Origin of the sequence: uncultured Mailhella sp. (genome assembly GCF_944324575.1) — a bacterium.
GTDB lineage: Bacteria > Desulfobacterota > Desulfovibrionia > Desulfovibrionales > Desulfovibrionaceae > Mailhella.
The window spans coordinates 1-3,325 of record NZ_CALUWV010000176.1 but is presented as its reverse complement, the minus strand read 5'-3'; the positions used below and the strand labels follow the sequence as shown (position 1 = coordinate 3,325).

3 protein-coding genes are annotated in these 3,325 nt (G+C 58.4%); 1 reads left to right on the top strand and 2 read right to left on the bottom strand.

Features of this window, described 5'->3' with window-relative positions; all coding sequences use genetic code 11:
* Positions 1–350 (top strand): biotin/lipoyl-containing protein (locus Q0J81_RS12075; protein ID WP_294448186.1); only part of this gene is annotated, 350 nt, incomplete at its 5' end.
* 914 nt (positions 351–1,264) lie between these two features.
* Here Q0J81_RS12075 and Q0J81_RS12070 read toward each other — a convergent pair.
* Together Q0J81_RS12070 and Q0J81_RS12065 are read right to left on the bottom strand one after the other, a co-directional pair.
* A complete protein-coding gene (locus Q0J81_RS12070; RefSeq protein ID WP_294448185.1) occupies positions 1,265–1,780 on the bottom strand; it encodes a hypothetical protein in 516 nt (171 codons plus the stop codon).
* Positions 1,768–2,664 (bottom strand): site-specific DNA-methyltransferase, encoded by an 897-nt coding sequence (locus tag Q0J81_RS12065; RefSeq protein ID WP_294448184.1) that lies wholly within the window; start codon positions 2,662–2,664, stop codon positions 1,768–1,770. Before Q0J81_RS12065 ends, Q0J81_RS12070 begins: the two co-directional genes overlap by 13 nt.
* Positions 2,665–3,325 lie beyond the last annotated feature (661 nt).

Here is a 3,325-nt window from a genome sequence, read left to right as displayed (position 1 = left end):
TCTACCACATCTCCGCCCCCTCCAACGGCGATTTGTGGGTGGTGTACGTCAAGCCCGGCGACATCGTGAAGGCCGGAGATGAACTGTTCAACATCTCCATCATGAAGCAGGAAAAGGCCGTGCTCGCCCCCACCGACGGCATCGTCAAGCGCGTGCTCAAAACCGCCGACTACCAGGCGACCCGTAAGATGATCCCCGTCCGCGAAGGCGAACTCATCGTCGAACTCGGCCCCTGCCCCACCGTGTGCCCCAACCCCGACTGCGGCAAGCCCCTCCCCTCCGCCGCCATGCACTACTGCCCGTGGTGCGGCTGCCCCGTGGACAAGGAAGAAAAAAATCCCGCTGAATAACCCCGACTGAACACCAACACAAAGGGCGTCCCTCAAATCGGACGCCCTTTGTCGTTTAAACGCAGAAAACACAGGAAAGGCAGAAAAGCGGAAGGGGACAGGAAAGGCACAGGGGCGCTGCCCCTGACCCCGGCGGGGGAGTCCCCCGCACCCCTGAAAGGCAACGCGGGGGAAATAATTCCCCCCGCACCCCCCTGTTTCGCCTTGCGGCTGCGCCGCGCGGCGGATGCCGGAAAAACGCAACACGCAGAGCGCTGAAAAGGCAGGGAGAAAAAAGATGTGCTGCCCCGGAGCCGAAAGACTCGGCACACGCGTTTCAGGCTGCAAACTCAGTGCAGGCGTGCGCGGCTGCGCCCGCCTGCGGCTGGCCGACCGATGGTCCCGCTTCGCGGTTCCATCGGTGTGGTTGGAAGAGATTTCCAGATGATTAAAGGAGAGCGTCGGGTCAACGCTCTGGGAAACGGTCGCTGATAACGGACAGTCGTTTTTAACGATTTGTCGGGCCGTTGTTTTTCCTTTCAGCCGTTTCTCAACGCCTGAACGTGTCTTTGTTGGCAAAGACCGACCGTCTCTCAGCGCTCGGGCAAACCTTCGCTCGTCTCTCAGCCTTTTTCAACGCTCGGGAACCTTCGGCGGCAACGGTCAGCCTTTTCTCGAAACTCGGGGGCCCGCAGGTCAGCGGACAGCCTTTTCTCAACGCTCGGGGGAACGCGACCAGCCTTCGGGCGGTCGCGCCGGTGGTCATGAACAGGCGGAATTCACTTCCGCCGTAAATGAAATGACCACCATGCAAGTCCCGCGTCCGTACAGCGTGTCAGGGGCGGACGGACGGCAGGGCTACTATGGCGTCGCGAAAATGTCGCCCGGTTGGAGGTCATGAATAGCCGCGATTCAGGAGCGTGCGCCCTTCCCCTCTACTGCAGAAGCTCCTTCTTCTTTTTTCCGAAGGGCTTGAAGATGCTCACGGCAAAGACGAGCGCCAGAACGCAAAGCTGCGCCCCGCCGCCGAGGAAATAGGGCAGCAGCACGTCCCGGTAGGCCGATGAGTTCATGGACTCCGCCCCGAGCTCACGCGAGAGGGAGAGCATGATTTCCTCGCGGCCGCCGAGCCAGATGCCGAAGCCGATGCACAGAACAATGACCAGCCACTTCAGCATGATCCAGCGGTGCCGGAAAAAGCCCCAGTTCGTGAACAGGCTGTAGAGAAGCGCGGTGGCAAAGCACAGAAGCGCCCCGAAGTTCACCACCACCCAGGCGTCGATGACATGGGCGGCAAGGTCGGCTCCGTACACGGCCTCTCCCTCTATCCAGCCCAGATACTTGGCCAGCGACAGGATGAAAAGCGACACGCCGCCCCCAAGCCAGCAGCCCGCGGAAACAAGATGCACGCCCTTGAGCACTTTCTGTCCTCTCACGCTCAGTCTGTACATGTCTCCTCCTTTGCCCGCGTTTTTTTCCTGCCTCCGGTCGAGGCCGGCTTCCGCGGTGTCTGTGCCATGGCTATGCCCTTGCAGCCGATCCAATGCACGCTGTAAGGGCGGAAGCGCTTCTTCATGACCGCTACGGCTCCCGGATTGCTGTCCACAAGAATGCATTTGCGCTCAAGCTGCGCCGCAGCTTCTCCCAGGGTTCCCGAACCGGCAAAGAAATCCATGAGCAGATCTCCCTTGCGGGAATGAATCTTCACGATGCGCTTTATGATGTCGAGAGGCTTCTGTGTGGCGTAGCCGGTCTTTTCCTTGCTGTTGGGGCTGACAATGGTATGCCACCACACGTCGGTCGGCGTTTTGCCCCGCGCCGCCTTTTCCGCACCCACAAGACCGGGAGCCATGTAGGGTATCCGGTCCATGTCCTCATAGTTGAACGTGTAATGTTCCGGGTCCTTGGCATACCACAGAATGTTGTCGTGCTTGGCGCTCCACTTCTTTTTGGAACGCGCGCCGTAATCGTATGCCCATATGATTTCGTTGATGAAGGACTCCCGGCCGAAAATCGTGTCGAGCAGCACCTTGCAATAATGAATTTCCCGGTAATCGAGATGGAAGAAAAGCGAGCCGTGTTCCTTTAAAATACGGTACGCCTCCTCAAGTCTCGGTTTCAAAAATCCGAGAAAATCGTCAAAGCTGTCCTTGTACCCGTAAGTATTTTCAAGAATTTTACACCCGTCTTCCGTATGAAAGCGCCTGCGTATCTGTTTTGTCCCCGTATTGAAAGGCGGATCAATATAGATCAGGTCAACATGGTTGTCAGGAATACCCTTCAGTACGTCAAGATTGTCACCGAAGTGCACCTGAATACAATGTCTCTTTTCCATCAAGGATTGCTCCCTACGCTGCAAACACGCTTCTTCCTGAGAAGACATAACCGCCTTGAACGTACCTTTTTTTATCCGCCTTGGCTAGGGGCGACCGCTTTGGAGAGACGAAGAGATTAAAAGAAAAAAACGAGTGCCGAGTCATTGATGCCTGTTGCACACGAAGGTCTGCCCGCCCCCGCCTTCTCCCGAGTGACACGGCCTCCCGTCTGCTCCGGACACGCTGTACGGACGCAGGACTTGCACGGTGGTCATTTCATGTAACGGCGGAAGTGAATTCCGCCTGTTCATGACCGACATTTTCCTTTCTCCCGAGTGACGCCACCGCCCGTCAGCCCCGGACACGCTGTACGGTCGCGGGGCTTGCACGGTGGTCATTTCATGTAACGGCGGAAGTGAATTCCGCCTGTTCATGACCACCGGCCGGGCTCCTGACGTCGCCCGGGGCCCCAGAGCGCTGAGAGAGACTTGTTTCGTTGCAAACAGAAGCTTCCCCGAGCTTCGGGAGACGACTGTCCATTGCCAACGACGGCTTTCCAGAGCGTTGACCCGGCGCTCTCCCCTCCCCATCTGGAAATCCTTCCAACCTCACCGATGTGACCGCAACGCGGGAACATCGGTCGGCCAGCCGCAGGCGGGCGCAGCCGCGCACGCCTGCACT